Origin of the sequence: Nocardioides sp. NPDC127503 (assembly GCF_040302165.1) — a bacterium.
Lineage (GTDB): Bacteria > Actinomycetota > Actinomycetes > Propionibacteriales > Nocardioidaceae > Nocardioides.
The window spans coordinates 372835-386202 of sequence record NZ_JBEORH010000003.1 but is presented as its reverse complement, the minus strand read 5'-3'; the positions used below and the strand labels follow the sequence as shown (position 1 = coordinate 386202).

Below are 13368 nucleotides of genomic sequence, written 5' to 3'. Positions count from 1 at the left end.
TTGATCGATCAAGGCGCCCCTAGCGGGGCTGATTTTCCAGCGGGGTGAGGTCCTCGGGGACCTCGAGGAGCTTGTCGGTGCGCTCGCCGCGGATCTTGGGGAGAACGAAGGTGAGGAGCACGATGAGAGCGGTGGCGACCACTACGCCGGTGATGACCACGGGGCCGCGGTAGAGGGTCACGAAGACCGATCCGAAGGACATCAGGCCCGCCCAGAGCCACATGATCAGCACGGCTCGACGCTGGGAGTGGCCGATCTCCAGGAGGCGGTGGTGGAGGTGCTTCTTGTCCGCGGCGAAGGGTGACCGGCCGGCGCGGGTGCGGCGTACGACGGCCAGCACGAGGTCGACGAGAGGGACCACCAGGATCGTCAGCGGGAGCAGCAGTGGCAGGAAGGTCACCAGGAGCGCGGTGGAGGCGTCGAAGGCGTTCACGTTCAGGCCGCCGGCGTTGTAGGAGCCCGAGAGGGTGACCGCGCTGGCGGCGAGGATCAGACCGATCAGCATCGAGCCGCTGTCGCCCATGAACAGCCGGGCGGGATGCCAGTTGTGAATGAGGAAGCCGACGCAGGCTCCGGCGAGCGCGACGGTCAGGAGAGCCGCAGTCGAGGCGCGGCCGATGTCGTTGATCCGGGTGAACTGGTAGCAGAACAGGAACAGCGCCAGCGCGCCGATACCGACGACACCCGCGGCCAGACCGTCGAGACCGTCGATGAAGTTGACCGCGTTGACCACGGTGATCACGACGAGCCCGGTGAGCAGAGCCCCCTGGGCGGGGTCGATGGAGAACTGGGTGCCATCGGGGAACGTGATCAGGCTGTACTGCAGGTTGAAGCCCACCAGGATCGCGGTCGCCAGCACCTGACCGCCCAGCTTGGTGAGGGCGTCGAGCTCGAAGATGTCATCGACGACGCCGACGATGCAGATCAGTGCGCCGGCGAGGATCACCACGCCGGTGTCCTGGAGCACGAAGTCCGGCGCATCGGCCAGGAACGGCAGCTCACGGGCGACCAGGTAGGCGGCCACCAGGCCACCCAGCATCGCCACGCCACCCATGTAAGGGATCGGAACGGCGTGTACGTCACGGTCGCGGACCTTCGCGACGGCCCCCGTGCGCATCGCGAACTCGCGGGCGACGACGGTGAGCAGGTAGGTCACCACGGCGGCGACCAGGAAGAGGAGGACGTAGGCGCGCATCAGGCTTCTGTGTCGGCGTCCGTGGCCGGCAGGTCGGTCTCGGGCCCGTCGGTCTCGGGCATGTTGGCGGGGTCGGGATCGCCCGGCCGACGGATGGCGACGTCGTGATGGGCGAGGATCTCGTTGATCCGGTCGATGCTGATCGTGCCCTCCCGCAGAACCTTCGGCTCGTCACCGGTGGCGGAGATGATCGTGGACGCCTCGCCGACCGGCGACTCGCCCCCGTCGATGATGGCCTTGACCATCTTCCCGAGCATCTCGTCGGCCTGGTCGGCGTTGGTGGCAGCGGGCTTCGTGGTGCGGTTCGCCGAGCTGGTCGCCAGCGGACCGACCCGGTCGATGATCCGGCGCAGGATGTCGGAGTCGGGGATGCGTACGGCCACGGTCTGGCGGGCCTCGCCCAGGTCCCACTGCAGCGACGGCTGCTGGTGGAACACGACCGTCAGCGCACCGGGCCACAGCTCCTCGACCAGGCTGCGGGCCCAGTCGGGGATCCTCGTCGCGAGGGCGTCGAGGGTGGCGACGTTGGAGATCAGCACCGGCGGCGGCATCGAGCGGCCACGGCCCTTGGCGGCGAGCAGACCGGCCACGGCGCCCTTGTCGAACGCGTCGGCGGCGATGCCGTAGACCGTGTCGGTCGGTACGACCACGAGCTCGCCGGCCTGAAGGGCAGCCACAGCAGCATCGATCGCCTCGGTCTGCTCGTCCTCGTTCGCGATCGGGTAGCGCTCAGTCACAGTGCTCATGTTGCCAGTTGTGCGGTCGTGAAGCGCGGACGGCCTGCCAGATCGAGGTGATCGCGTACGTCCTGCCATCTTCCGGTGGCGGCGAAGACCGCCGGGGCGCCACCGTTCTGACCGTCCGGGCCCTGCTCGTCGGCATGCTCGAAGCCGACCACTCCCCCGGGCTTCAGCAGCTCGGCGGCCCGCCGTTCCAGGACACGGATCGCGTCCAGCCCGTCCTGCCCGGAGAAGAGGGCGAGGTCGGGGTCGTGGTCGCGCGCCTCGGCGGCAACGGACTCCCAGGCTTCGAGCGGGATGTACGGCGGATTGCAGACCAGCACGTCGACGCTGCCGTCCAGGTCGGTGAACTCATCGGCCATGTCGCCCTGTCGCAGGTCCACGCCGGTGCCGGTCAGGTTGCGTACGGCCCAGGGATAGGCGTCCTCGGAGAGCTCGACCGCGTGCACGTCGGCGCCCGGGACCTCATCGGCGATGCTCTTCGCGATCGCTCCCGATCCCGTGCAGAGGTCGACGACCACGGGCTGGTCGATGGCCGCGGCCTGATCGATCGCCCAGCCGGCGAGCAGCTCGGTCTCGGGCCGCGGCACGAAGACGCCGGGACCGACGGCTAGCTCGACGTGGCGGAAGTACGCCACCCCGGTCAGGTGCTGCAGCGGCTCGCGTTCCGCGCGGCGGGCGAGCAGGTCCGCGTAGGCCTTCTCGTGGTGCTCCGCCACGTCATCGACGAGGAAGAGGCGGTTGCGGTCGGTGTCGAGGACATGGGCCAACAAGATGGCCGCATCGGCGTCCGGGCTGTCGACTCCGGCCTCTTCGAGCTGCTTTCGGGCACTTGCCAGAAGTGTGCGCGGGGCGGTCATGGGCAACTGCTCCTGAATGTGTTAGTCATGCTTTACCCGGCTGAGGGTAACGTTCGGGCGCCTCAACGGTTCTTCCGGTCATATCGGGGGACGCGGGACTGGCCGCACACCTCGTCGGGCGCTGTGCTGCCCCACCATCACACCCGAGATCTCCCCCGGAAGGAAACATCACCCCATGAAGTGGCTCTTGCTGCTTGCACTCATCCTCGTCCTCGTCCTCATGATCTGGTTCTTCTTCGGACGCCCGATCCGCAAGGACGCCAAGGCCGCACACCGAGCCGACAAGGACCACCCGGCCACCGAAGGCACCGAGGCCACCAGCGCTCCCGTCGCCGCTGCCGCCGTCCCCGCCGAGGCGTCCGTGGCCGAGCCGGCCACTGAGGCTCCCGCTGCCGACGCTCCGGCCGACGCTCCCGTGGCCGAGGAGTCCGCCGTCGAAGAGCCCGTCGCCGAAGAGCCCGCCGAGGCTGCTGTCGAGGCCGAGGTCACCGAGACCGCCACGGACGACGTGACCGACGCGGACACCGCTGCTGTGGTCGCGGAGGCCGAGAGCGTCATCGCGGCTGCTGCAGCCGATGCCGAGACCACTGAGGCCGAGCCTGCCGCGGCCGAGGCGGCCACTCCCGAGCCCGCTCCCGTCGATGCCGAGCCAGAGGCAGCTCCGGCCGCCGAGGCGCCCGCCGCGACCGACGGTGCTCCCTACGCCGGCGCCGTGCTGCCGGCTGCTGATGGAAGCAGCTCGGACGCTGCGTACAGCATCAAGGGCAGCAGCGGGAAGAAGTACCACACGACCGCGAGCCCCTACTACGGCCGCACGAAGGCAGCCGTCTACTTCGACTCCGAGGAGTCGGCCGAGGCGGCCGGGTTCGTGCGGGCGAGCAGCGACTTCTACGACCGCAGCAAGAAGGCCGACGCCGCTGCGACCGAGCAGCCGCTGCCGCCGGCGAGCAGCTACGGCACCGGTAGCGCCGACCCGCTCGAGGACGGCTCCAGCCCGCACCCGGCGTACGTCGTGAAGGGCAACATCCGCAAGGACGGCGCGAAGCGCTACCACACCTCCGCGAGCACGGCCTTCAAGCGGACCCAGGCCGAGGTCTGGTTCGACAGCGAGGCCTCAGCCGAGGCCGCCGGCTTCGTCGTGGGCTTCAAGAAGAAGGCCAACGCCTGACCTGCACATCAAACAAACTCGAAGGTCGCAGTCACCCGGTGACTGCGACCTTCGACGCTGTTGAGGGCCTTAGGAGTCGAGGGAGGCCAGCCGGGCCGCCAGATCGGCGTCCACGGCGCTTCCGATCACCGGCTCCAGGTCGCCGTCGAGGACCTGGTCGAGGTTGTAGGACTTGTAACCCGTGCGGTGGTCCGAGATGCGGTTCTCCGGGTAGTTGTAGGTGCGGATGCGCTCGGAGCGGTCGACGGTGCGCACCTGGGAGCGGCGAGCGTCGGAGGCTTCCGCGTCGGCAGCGTCCTGGGCCGCCTGGAGCAGGCGCGAACGAAGCACGCGCATGGCCTGCTCCTTGTTCTGCAGCTGCGACTTCTCGTTCTGCATCGAGACGACGATGCCGGTGGGGATGTGGGTGATCCGGACCGCCGAGTCGGTGGTGTTGACCGACTGGCCGCCGGGTCCGGAGGAGCGGTAGACGTCGATGCGGAGGTCGTTGTCGTTGATCTCGACATCGATCGGCTCGGCCTCGGGAACCACCAGGACACCCGCGGCCGAGGTGTGCACGCGGCCCTGCGACTCGGTGACCGGCACCCGCTGGACACGGTGTACGCCGCCCTCGAACTTGAGCAGCGCGTAGGGCGCCCGGCCGGGCTCGGAGGTCCCCTTCGCCTTCACCGCAACGGTGACGGACTTGTAGCCGCCGAGGTCGGACTCGTTGGCGTCGAGGAACTCGAGCTTCCAGCCCTGGCGCTCGGCGTAGCGGGTGTACATCCGCAGCAGGTCGCCGGCGAACAGCGCCGACTCCTCACCGCCCTCCCCCGACTTCACCTCGAGGATGGCGTCCTTGTCGTCGGTCGGGTCGCGAGGCACGAGCAGGCGACGCAGCCGCTCCTCGGCCTCCTCACGCTGGGGCACCAGCGCCTCGGCCTCCTCGGCGAACGTAGGGTCCTCCCCTGCCAGCTCGCGGGCGGCCTCGACGTCGTCACCGAGCTGCTGCCAGGAGTGGTAGGCGTCGATGATCGAGCTCAGCTCGGCGTACCGCTGGTTGAGCTTCTTCGCCAGGCGTGCGTCGGCGTGGGTCTCGGGCTCGGCGAGCCGCTTCTCGAGGCCTTCGTGCTCCTCGATCAGCCCTTCGACCGCTTCAAACTGTGACATCTCCGCCTCGCTTCTCGCTTGGGAGGAATACCCGGTTAACCGGGTATTCCTGCACTTCTCGGGCGTTGCAACACCCCGGAAGTGCAGGAATTGCCCGATAAGTTCGATGAAATGCGCCGCGCCGGCCCCCACGAACACGTGGGGGCCGGCGCGTTAAGAGCTACTTGTTGCGCTTGCCGAAGCGAGCCTCGAAGCGAGCCACGCGACCGCCGGTGTCGAGGATCTTCTGCTTGCCCGTGTAGAACGGGTGGCAGTTGGAGCACACGTCGGCGCGGATGGCGCCCTCGGCCACCGTGCTGCGGGTGGTGAACGAGTTGCCGCAGGTGCAGGTGACCTGGGTGTCGACGTAGGTCGGGTGGATGTCGGTCTTCATGAGGTTCCTCTCAAGACATTGGGTTCCGGGTCGCCTCCGCAGGTTGCGGGACGTGAACCGGCACCGAGGATTCAGTGTATGTGAACGCCTGGGGCCGCCAATAATTCCCGGCGGCCCCAGGGCGCACATCGCACTCCGCGCTTCGCGCGGTCACTCCCTCGCTCGGCGCGAGCGGACGAGCAAGCTCGCCGCTCGACCTCGCTACGGTCGTCTCAGCTCTTGGCTACCTCGTTGAGCAGCACCATGTTGGTGGCCGACCCGGCGACCTTCTCGGTCAGGACCGAGGCGGCCTTGGCGCCGTCGAGCGTGGCCAGGGAGGCGCGCAGCTTGCGCACCGCGTCGCCCTCGCCGCCGGTGAAGAGCAGATCGTCGCGGCGGGTGCCGGAGGCGTTGACGTCGACGGCGGGGAAGATCCCGGCCTCCGCGTACTCCTCGCTCAGTCGCAGCTCGGAGTTGGCGGTGTCCTTGAACGCCTCGAAGATGATCTCGTCGGTCTTCGAACCGGTCTCGACCGCGGCCGTGGCGAGGATGGTCAGCGAGCCGCCGTCCTCGACGTTGCGGGCCGCACCGAAGAACCGCTTGGTCGGGTAGAGCGCCGCGGAGTCGACGCCGCCACCGAGGATCCGGCCCGACGCCGGGACGGAGAGGTTGTACGCCTTGCCCAGGCGGGTCAGCCCGTCGAGCAGGACGACCACGTCGTGGCCGAGCTCGACCAGGCGCTTGGCCCGCTCGATGGCCAGCTCGGCGACCACGGTGTGGTCGGCGGGCTGACGGTCGAAGGTGGAGGCGATGACCTCGCCCTTGACGCTGCGCTCGAAGTCGGTGACCTCCTCCGGGCGCTCGTCGACGAGCACCACCATCAGGTGGCACTCGGGGTTGTTGGCGGTGATCGCCCCGGCGATCGCCTGCAGGACGGACGTCTTGCCAGCCTTCGACGGCGAGGCGATCAGGCCGCGCTGGCCCTTGCCGATCGGCGCGACCAGGTCGATGATCCGGCCGGTGACCGGGTCGGAGCCGCCCTCGAGGCGGAGCCGCTGGTCGGGGTGGACCGGGGCGAGCTTGTCGAACTCGACGCGGTGCCTGGCGACCTCGGGGTCGGCGCCGTTGACCGAGTCGATGCGCACCATCGGGTTGTACTTCTCCTTGCGCTCGCCCTCGCGGGGCTGGCGCACCTGACCGACGATCGCGTCACCACGGCGCAAGCCGAGGCGCTTGACCAGCGACAGGGAGAGGTAGACGTCGTCCGGTCCGGGCAGGTAGCCGGAGGTGCGGACGAAGGCGTAGTTGTCGAGTACGTCCAGGATGCCTGCCGCGGGCACGAGCACGTCGTCCTCGAGGACGGTCGTGTCGGGCTCGCCGCGACCCGGGCGGTTGCGGTCGCGGTCGCGGCCACGGCGGCGGCGGTTGCGGCGGCTGCCGCCCTCGCCGTCGTCATCGCCCGCGTCATCGGCCGACTCGGCCGGCCGCTCCTTCTGAGCGTCCTCGTTCTTCTTCTCGGCGGCAGGCTGGCCGGCCTTGGCCGGGCCCTTGTTCTGGCCGCCACCGGCGGGCTGACCGGACTGGCCGCCCTGGCCACCCTGACCGCCCTGGCCCTGGCCGCTGCTCTTGTTCTGGTTCTGGTTGCGCTGGCGACGCGGGCGCTGGGCGCCCTCGTTACCGGCGTCAGCAGCCTCGGCGGACTTCTCCGCGGGCTTCTCGGCCTTCTCGGCCGGCTTCTCCGCGGTCTTCTCCGCAGGCTTCTCAGCGGCAGGCTTCTCGGCAGCGGGCTTCTCGGCGGCAGGCTTCTCGGCCTTCTCCGCCGGCGCCGACTGCGCACGACTGCTCTGCGCAGCCTTGATCGCGTCGATCAGCTGAGCCTTCTTCATCGAGTTGGCCCCGGTGATACCCATACCGTTCGCCATCGCCTTGAGGTCGGCGAGGAGCATTCCGCCAAGGCCACCGCGCTTCTTCGGGGCTGCGTTCGGCTCCGGCGCAGTGGATTCCATGGTTTCAGTCACGTGAGTCCTTTCCCACGTATCGCCGATCGGCGTACGACGCCGACGGCTCGTTTGTCAGAACCCCTGACGCGCCGATGCGCGCCAAACGAAGTGGCACGGCACGAAAGGGGGATAGCACACTCGCAGGCCTGAACGGCCCAACGGATGTATGCCCAGGCTAACACGCATGGCACCCCTCACAGCAGGGGCCCGGAAGGCGGGTCAGAGGATGCGTACGCCGTCCATGTCGACGCTCAGCGCATGACACGTCCAGCCCTCGGGGCAGCGGGCGGTCAGCTTGCTGGTCTCGGCGGACTCGACCCCGCTGCTGAACGCCAGCACCGTGGGTCCGGCGCCGGAGACGATCGCGGCGACGCCGTCGGCGCGCAGCTCGTCGACCAGGGCGAGCGACTCCGGCATCGCGGGTCGGCGGTACTCCTGGTGCAGGAAGTCGCGGGTGGCGCGGTGCAGGTGTTCGGGCGCATCGCTGAGCGCCGCGACCAGGAGGGCCGTACGCCCCGCATCGGCCGCCGCGTCGGAGTGCGGGACGGTCTCGGGCAGCAGCCCGCGAGCGGCCTTGGTCTCGACGCCGGTCGCGGGGACGAAGACGACGACGCTGACCCTCGGGTCGACGGCGGTGCGGACGGCGAAGAAGCCATCGTCGTCACCGGCGATCGTGAAGCCGCCGTGGAAGGCAGGAGCCACGTTGTCGGGGTGACCCTCGATCTCGGCGGCCTTCTGGAAAAGGGTGTCGTCGTCGAGGATCAGCTCTCCCCCAGCGACCAGGGCGCGAGCGAGCACGAGACCGCCGATGATCGCGGCCGAGGACGAGCCCAGGCCGCGCGCGTGCGGGATCCGGTTGCGGCAGTGCAGCCGCAGACCGGCCGGCTGCTTGCCGATGATCTCGAAGGCGGCCCGCATGGAGCGTACGACGAGATGGGACTCGTCGAGCGGGACCGTGCCCTCACCCGCACCCTCGACGATGACCGCCAACGTCCCGCCCGGCACCACCTCACCGGTGAGCTCGTCACGCAGGTCGAGCGCCAGCCCCAGCGAGTCGTAGCCGGGGCCGAGGTTGGCGGAGGTGGCCGGGACGGTGACGGTGACCGGGCCTTCTACGAACGTCATGGTCGCTACGCGAGCCCGGCTGCGGCCGCCGCGGCCTCGAGGTCGGCGTCGATGATGATCTCGGGCAGCTCACCGAAGAACTCCAGCGCGGTGGCGGTGTCCTTGAGGCCGTGGCCGGTGACGGTGATGACCGTCGTGGCTCCGGCGTAGGTCTCCCCCGCCTCCAAGTCGGCGAGGAGCCCGGCGACACCGGCCGCCGAGGCGGGCTCGACGAACACGCCCTCGTTGCGGGCGAGCAGCGCCTGGGCCGAGAGGATCTGCTCGTCGGAGAGCGCACGGAAGCGGCCCCCCGACTTGGCGGCCGCGGCCTCGGCGAGCTGCCACGAGGCCGGATTGCCGATGCGGATCGCGGTCGCCTTGGTCTCCGGGTGCTCGACGGGGTGGCCGAGCACGAGCGGCGCCGCGCCCTCAGCCTGGAAGGCGCGCATGACCGGGGTCTTGGTGGCGTGGCCGGCCGCTGCGTACTGCTCGTAGCCGAGCCAGTAGGCCGACAGGTTGCCGGCGTTGCCGATGGGCATCAGGTGGTAGTCGGGGGCGTCGCCCAGGCGGTCGACGACCTCGAACGACGCCGTCTTCTGACCCTCGAGGCGGATCGGGTTGACCGAGTTGACCAGCGCGACCGGGTAGCTGTCGGCGAGCGCGCGGGAGAGCTTGAGGCAGTCGTCGAAGTTGCCGCGTACCTTGACCACCTCGGCGCCGTGGACCAGCGCCTGGGCCATCTTGGCGGCACTGATCTTGCCGTTGGGGACGAGCACGACCGGGGTGATCCCGGCTTTGGCCGCATACGCCGCCATCGAGGCCGAGGTGTTGCCGGTCGAGGCGCAGACCACGGCCTTGGCGCCCTCGTGGACGGCGACGGAGATGGCCGCGGTCATGCCGCGGTCCTTGAACGAGCCGGTCGGGTTCTGGCCCTCGACCTTCAGCCACACCTCACCCTTGGTCGCGCCGGAGAGCCACTCGGAGTGGACCAGCGGGGTGCCGCCCTCGCCGAGGGTCACCGCCGGGGTGTCCTGGGGGATGTCGAGGAGGGTTCGATACTCCTCGATCACACCGCGCCATTGGCTGGTTGTCATCAAACTGCTCCTTCTACGCGCATCACCGAGGCGACGTCGCGGACGAACTCCATCTCGCGCAGGTGCTGCACGGTCGCCGCGAGCGCGGCATCGGGGGCCTCGTGGGAGACGACGACGAGCTGGGCGTCCTCTCCCCTGCCTTCTTGGCGTACGGCCTTGATCGAGACGCCGTGCTCGGAGAAGGCGGTCGCGACGGCGGCGAGCACGCCGGCCTTGTCGGCCACGTCGAGGCTGACGTGGTAGCGGGTGACGGTCTCGCCCATCGGGCGCACCGCGCGGTCGGCGTAGGCGGACTCGCCGAAGCCGCGGGTGCCGAGGACCTTGTTGCGGGCGATCGTGACGAGGTCGCCCATGACGGCACTCGCGGTGGGATCGCCGCCGGCGCCCTGGCCGTAGAACATCAGGTCGCCGGCCGAGGCGGACTCGACGAAGACGGCGTTGTAGGCGCCGCGTACGGTCGCCAGCGCGTGGGTGCGCGGGATCATCACCGGGTGGACCCGGACCGAGACGTCGTCGTCCTCGAGCTCGGCGATCGCGAGCAGCTTCACGACGCTGCCCATGGCCTTGGCCGAGGCGACGTCGCCGGCGGTCACCTCGGTGATGCCCTCGCGGTAGACGTCGCTGGCGGTCACCCGGCTGTGGAAGGCGAGGCTCGCCAGGATCGCGGCCTTGGCGGCGGCGTCGAAGCCCTCGACGTCGGCGGTCGGGTCGGCCTCGGCGTAGCCCAGCTCCTGGGCCTCGGCGAGGGCCTCCTCGAAGCCGGCACCGTAGGTGTCCATCTTGTCGAGGATGTAGTTGGTGGTGCCGTTGACGATGCCCATCACCTTGGTGACGTGGTCGCCGACGAGCGAGTCGCGCAGGGGGCGCAGGATCGGGATCGCACCGGCGACCGCGGCCTCGTAGTAGAGGTCGGTGCCGGCCTTCTCGGCGGCCTCGTAGAGCGTCGGGCCGTCCTCGGCGAGCAGCGCCTTGTTGGCGGTGACGACGCTGGCGCCGTTCTCCAGCGCCGTGAGGATGAGTCCGCGGGCCGGCTCGATGCCGCCGATCACTTCGATCACGAGGTCGATGTCATCGCGGGCGACCAGGCCCTGGGCGTCCGTGGTGAGCAGATCCGCGGGCACCTCGACGTCGCGAGGGGCGTCGAGGCGGCGTACGGCCACGCCCCTGATCTCCAGCGGCGCGCCCACTCTGGCGGCGAGATCCGCATCGCCCTCGAGCAGGAGTCGGACCACCTGGGACCCCACCACACCGCAGCCGAGGACGGCGACGCCCAGGGGATCGACGGCGTGCGCGGTCGTCTTGTTGCTGCTCACGCGCCCAAGGGTATCCGGGACAGGCTCCAGGGTCCGACTTCCGCTCTAGGCGCGGACACCTCCGCCGGGTTTCGGCTCAGGTCAGCAGCACGACCTTGCCGGTGGTCTCCCGAGCCTCGAGCGCACGATGAGCGGCTGCCGCCTCGGCCAGCGGGAAGGCGGAGCCGACGTACGGCCTCCGGGTGCCGTCCGCGGCGGTCTCGAGCGAGGCCTGCTCGAACTCCTTGATCCGGCCCTGGACCCAGGGGCCGAGGATGTCGATGATCTTCGCGGCGCCCTCGTAGCCGTCCTGGTCGCCGGAGAAGCGGACCATCCGCCCGTCCGGCTCGAGGTGGGCGTAGACCTGCCTGGGTACGTCACCCCCGAGCCCGTCGAGGAGGACCGTGATCCGGGGCTCCTCGGCGCGAAGCCGCTCCAGCCAGCCGTCCGTGCGGTAGTCGATGGCCGTCTGCGCGCCGAAGCCGCGGGCGATCTCGAGCTTGGCGTCCGAGCCCGCGAGCCCGACCGCGCGGGCGCCCGCGTTGCGGATGCCCTGGAGCAGGATCGCGCCCATGCCGCCGGCGGCCGAAGTGACCACGACGACGTCGTCAGGAGTGATCTGGGCGGCCTCGAGCACCGCGGCCGAGGTGCGGCCGGTGCCGATCGCGGCCACGGCCTCGGCCGACTCCAGACCGTCGGGGCGGAGGTAGAGCTGCTTCTCGTCGGCGACGGCGAGCTCGGCGTAGCCACCGCTGCTTCCCGGACCGAGATGCGCGACGACCTTCGCGCCCCGCCAGGCGTCGTCGACGCCCTCACCGAGCTCGTCGACCACGCCGGCGACCTCGCGGCCGGGAGTCATCGGGAGCTCCGGTCGCGGCATCGTCGGCGGCAGGTCGGCCGCTCTGATCGACGTGTCGAGACGGTGGATGCCCGCGGCCTCCACCCTGATGCGTACCTGGCCCGGGCGTGGTGTCGGGTCGGGCACCTCCTCGAGTCGCAGGACCTCCGGGCCGCCGAACTCGTGCTGTCTGATCGCTCGCATGCGGCAAGTCAATCTGCTCAAGTTGACTTGAGGTCAAGGGTTTTCGGGAACCTCTCAGGCGAGCTCCGGGATCGGCCGGAGCACCGCGGCGACATCACGCGCCAGACGTACGCGACGGAGCAGCTCTTCCGCGTCCGGCTCCACGTCGGTGGTGACGGTGATGGCGTCGTTGCGGGCCACCACCCACAGCCGCTCGTCGACGACGTGGCTGGCGAAGCGGGACAGCGCGCGCGCATGCTCCTCGTCGGCAGCGATGACGGCCCCGTCGGGGGTGGTCACGTTGGTCTTGGCGCGGAACTCCGGCGGGAAGAAGACCGGCGTGGGCACCCGGCCGGTGCCGGTGTTGCCCGAGCCCGGCGAGAGCCCGATCATCGCGGCCGTCTTCGGCAGGCGGGCGGGGACGCGCACCACCACCCAGCGCGCCGGACGCCAGGGCCCTTTCCCGGGCGACGCCTTGCCGTGCCAGTACTCGACCAGGATCCCGTCGCAGGTGCCGTCGACGACGAGGTCGCAGCGCTCGGCGCGTACGTCCGGCCCCAGCACCTCCCACCGCACCGGCCGCTGCGCGGCGGCCTTGCCGGTCACCACCGGCCAGCCGAACGTCTGCGCCGCTCGGGTCACGCTGTCCCGCCGCTCCTTCGTCAGCCGGGCGACGGACGCTCGCGGCGCCTGGGACGGCGCCGCGAGCGTCCGTTCTGAGTAGACCCCCCGCGGCATGCGCCCCATCGTAGGACCCCAGACCCCAGGATTTCGGGAAGGCGAAACCGAATTTCGTACGTCACGCGGTTTGATGGGTGCGTGCTGTTCCCCAACGCCGACCTCGAACGCATCCGCACCGGCGAGGTCGACCTCGCCTTCCGCCGCTGGAAACGTCCGATGCATGTCGCCGGCGGCCGCCAGCGCACCCGGATCGGCGTGGTCGAGTTCGTCTCTGTCGCTCCGGTTTCGTGCGACACGCTCACCGCGGAGGACGCCCGCCGGGCTGGCATGACCCTGGAGGACCTGCTGGCGTTCCTGTCCCGCAAGGACGGCGAGGTCTACCGGATCGAGATGCGCTACGCCGGCGAGGACGAGCGGGTCGCGCTGCGTACCAAGCGTCCGGGGAAGACCGAGACCGCCGCGCTGGTCGCGAAGCTGGCCGACATGGATCGGCGCAGCCGCCGGGGCCCGTGGACGCAGGAGCACCTGGAGCTGATCGAGGCCCGGCCCGGCGAGCTGGCCGAGACCATCGCGGCCTCGATCGGGCGGGAGAAGAAGCCGTTCAAGGCCGACATCCGCCGGCTCAAGGAGCTCGGTCTCACCGAGTCCCTCCCCGTCGGCTACCGCCTCTCACCGCGCGGCCGCGCAGTCCTCCGTGCCTTGCGGGCGTGAG

Annotated in this window: 13 protein-coding genes; 2 read left to right on the top strand and 11 right to left on the bottom strand. The window is 70.2% G+C overall.

The features are described 5' to 3' along the window. Nucleotides 1-19: 19 nt before the first annotated feature. From ABTW65_RS08915 to prmC, 3 genes are read right to left on the bottom strand one after another with little or no spacing between them, the layout of a single operon-like run. Nucleotides 20-1195 carry a glycosyltransferase family 4 protein gene (locus tag ABTW65_RS08915; protein WP_350659680.1) on the bottom strand — a complete coding sequence of 392 codons (1176 nt, stop codon included), beginning with the start codon at nt 1193-1195 and terminating at the stop codon, nt 20-22. Then, nucleotides 1195-1941 carry an L-threonylcarbamoyladenylate synthase gene (locus ABTW65_RS08910; RefSeq protein ID WP_350659679.1) on the bottom strand — a complete coding sequence of 249 codons (747 nt, stop codon included), beginning with the start codon at nt 1939-1941 and terminating at the stop codon, nt 1195-1197. Before ABTW65_RS08910 ends, ABTW65_RS08915 begins: the two co-directional genes overlap by 1 nt. Further along, nucleotides 1938-2795 (bottom strand): peptide chain release factor N(5)-glutamine methyltransferase, encoded by an 858-nt coding sequence (prmC, locus tag ABTW65_RS08905; protein WP_350659678.1) that lies wholly within the window; start codon nt 2793-2795, stop codon nt 1938-1940. The genes ABTW65_RS08910 and prmC overlap by 4 nt, the downstream gene beginning before the upstream one ends. Before the next feature lie 175 nt (nt 2796-2970). On the opposite strand from prmC, the gene ABTW65_RS08900 reads away from it, so the two are divergent. Further along, entirely contained in the window at nt 2971-3963 is a 993-nt protein-coding gene (locus ABTW65_RS08900; protein WP_350659677.1) for a sunset domain-containing protein, read from the top strand. Nucleotides 3964-4032: 69 nt separating this feature from the next. On the opposite strand, the gene prfA is transcribed toward ABTW65_RS08900, so the two are convergent. The 8 genes from prfA to ABTW65_RS08860 form a co-directional block, all read right to left on the bottom strand. Beyond that, the gene (gene prfA / locus ABTW65_RS08895; protein WP_350659676.1) at nt 4033-5112 is read right to left on the bottom strand and encodes a peptide chain release factor 1; all 1080 of its coding nucleotides are present in this window, start codon (nt 5110-5112) and stop codon (nt 4033-4035) included. A gap of 160 nt (nt 5113-5272) precedes the next feature. Then, nucleotides 5273-5485, bottom strand: coding sequence for a 50S ribosomal protein L31 (gene rpmE / locus ABTW65_RS08890; RefSeq protein ID WP_350659675.1), 213 nt, complete (start codon nt 5483-5485; stop codon nt 5273-5275). 212 nt (nt 5486-5697) lie between these two features. Next, a complete protein-coding gene (gene rho / locus ABTW65_RS08885) occupies nt 5698-7470 on the bottom strand; it encodes a transcription termination factor Rho (protein WP_350659674.1) in 1773 nt (590 codons plus the stop codon). Between the two features lie 213 nt (nt 7471-7683). After that, nucleotides 7684-8589: a homoserine kinase gene (thrB, locus tag ABTW65_RS08880; RefSeq protein WP_350659673.1), complete on the bottom strand. Its 906-nt coding sequence runs from the start codon at nt 8587-8589 to the stop codon at nt 7684-7686. A gap of 5 nt (nt 8590-8594) precedes the next feature. Then, nucleotides 8595-9662 (bottom strand): threonine synthase, encoded by a 1068-nt coding sequence (gene thrC / locus ABTW65_RS08875; protein ID WP_350659672.1) that lies wholly within the window; start codon nt 9660-9662, stop codon nt 8595-8597. Next, nucleotides 9662-10975 carry a homoserine dehydrogenase gene (locus ABTW65_RS08870; RefSeq protein WP_350659671.1) on the bottom strand — a complete coding sequence of 438 codons (1314 nt, stop codon included), beginning with the start codon at nt 10973-10975 and terminating at the stop codon, nt 9662-9664. Before ABTW65_RS08870 ends, thrC begins: the two co-directional genes overlap by 1 nt. Before the next feature lie 76 nt (nt 10976-11051). Next, complete coding sequence (locus ABTW65_RS08865; protein WP_350659670.1) at nt 11052-11996, bottom strand: zinc-binding dehydrogenase; 945 nt, start codon at nt 11994-11996, stop codon at nt 11052-11054. 54 nt (nt 11997-12050) lie between these two features. Continuing rightward, complete coding sequence (locus ABTW65_RS08860) at nt 12051-12713, bottom strand: hypothetical protein (RefSeq protein ID WP_350659669.1); 663 nt, start codon at nt 12711-12713, stop codon at nt 12051-12053. A gap of 81 nt (nt 12714-12794) precedes the next feature. On the opposite strand from ABTW65_RS08860, the gene ABTW65_RS08855 reads away from it, so the two are divergent. Further along, nucleotides 12795-13367: an ASCH domain-containing protein gene (locus tag ABTW65_RS08855; protein WP_350659668.1), complete on the top strand. Its 573-nt coding sequence runs from the start codon at nt 12795-12797 to the stop codon at nt 13365-13367. Nucleotide 13368: the final 1 nt, after the last annotated feature.

Coding starts and splice junctions, on each gene's coding strand:
- ABTW65_RS08910 (WP_350659679.1), bottom strand. CDS start 1,941: ATGAGCACTGTGACTGAGCGCTACCCGATCGCGAACGAGGACGAGCAG.
- ABTW65_RS08860 (WP_350659669.1), bottom strand. CDS start 12,713: ATGCCGCGGGGGGTCTACTCAGAACGGACGCTCGCGGCGCCGTCCCAG.
- rho (WP_350659674.1), bottom strand. CDS start 7,470: ATGGAATCCACTGCGCCGGAGCCGAACGCAGCCCCGAAGAAGCGCGGT.
- thrB (WP_350659673.1), bottom strand. CDS start 8,589: ATGACGTTCGTAGAAGGCCCGGTCACCGTCACCGTCCCGGCCACCTCC.
- ABTW65_RS08915 (WP_350659680.1), bottom strand. CDS start 1,195: ATGCGCGCCTACGTCCTCCTCTTCCTGGTCGCCGCCGTGGTGACCTAC.
- ABTW65_RS08865 (WP_350659670.1), bottom strand. CDS start 11,996: ATGCGAGCGATCAGACAGCACGAGTTCGGCGGCCCGGAGGTCCTGCGA.
- thrC (WP_350659672.1), bottom strand. CDS start 9,662: ATGACAACCAGCCAATGGCGCGGTGTGATCGAGGAGTATCGAACCCTC.
- ABTW65_RS08900 (WP_350659677.1), top strand. CDS start 2,971: ATGAAGTGGCTCTTGCTGCTTGCACTCATCCTCGTCCTCGTCCTCATG.
- prmC (WP_350659678.1), bottom strand. CDS start 2,795: ATGACCGCCCCGCGCACACTTCTGGCAAGTGCCCGAAAGCAGCTCGAA.
- rpmE (WP_350659675.1), bottom strand. CDS start 5,485: ATGAAGACCGACATCCACCCGACCTACGTCGACACCCAGGTCACCTGC.
- prfA (WP_350659676.1), bottom strand. CDS start 5,112: ATGTCACAGTTTGAAGCGGTCGAAGGGCTGATCGAGGAGCACGAAGGC.